Origin of the sequence: Mitsuaria sp. RG, assembly GCF_028369275.1 — a bacterium.
GTDB lineage: Bacteria > Pseudomonadota > Gammaproteobacteria > Pseudomonadales > Pseudomonadaceae > Aquipseudomonas > Aquipseudomonas peradeniyensis.
Genome location: NZ_JAQMYQ010000115.1, coordinates 1 through 615, shown reverse-complemented (window position 1 = coordinate 615; position 615 = coordinate 1). Strand labels below are relative to the sequence as shown.

The window sequence follows — 615 nt, the reverse complement described above, 5'->3', positions numbered from 1 at the left end:
GCTGGTCAGGGTATAGCTGGCCAGCGTCGTACGCACCTCATCGATGCCGCCACCGGCACGCTCGACTACACCGGCCGCACCGTACAGGTAGTACACGTCGTTGCCGGCACCGCCATTGAAGGACTTGCTGAAGCCATTGGCCTGCATGATGAAAGTGTCGTCCTTGCTGGAACCGACAACACCCAGCATCCCCGTGAACGTATCACCCTCGGCGTCACCGCCCTGACCCTTGCCACCGGTGTTATCGATGGTGATGGTCACCGCCTGCTCGGACAGCGAGTAGTCCATCATATCGTCCAGACCACCACTGAAGGTCTGCGCGCGAGCATCACTGATGAAGGTATCGGCGAAGTTCGAGCCCTGGAACACCTCGATGCTGTCGAAGGTGTCGCCGGCTGCAATGCCGGTGTGCACGCCGGTCTTGAAGTTCAGTGTGATACCGGCACCGGCATCGGTGTACGACACAGTGTCGTTGCCCGCGCCGCCGATGAAGCGGTCGGCACCCGCGCCGCCACGCATCACGTCGTTGCCGCTGCCGCCGGTGATGATGTTGTCGCTGGCGTTGCCGACACCGGTGAAGTTGCCGGTGCCGAGGTAGGTGAGGTTTTCCACCTC

Annotated in this window: 1 protein-coding gene; it reads right to left on the bottom strand. The window is 62.1% G+C overall.

Annotation, left to right across the window (positions count from 1 at the left end):
- On the bottom strand, nt 1-615 hold a 615-nt coding region (locus POF53_RS25920), incomplete at both ends, for a calcium-binding protein (protein ID WP_498970058.1).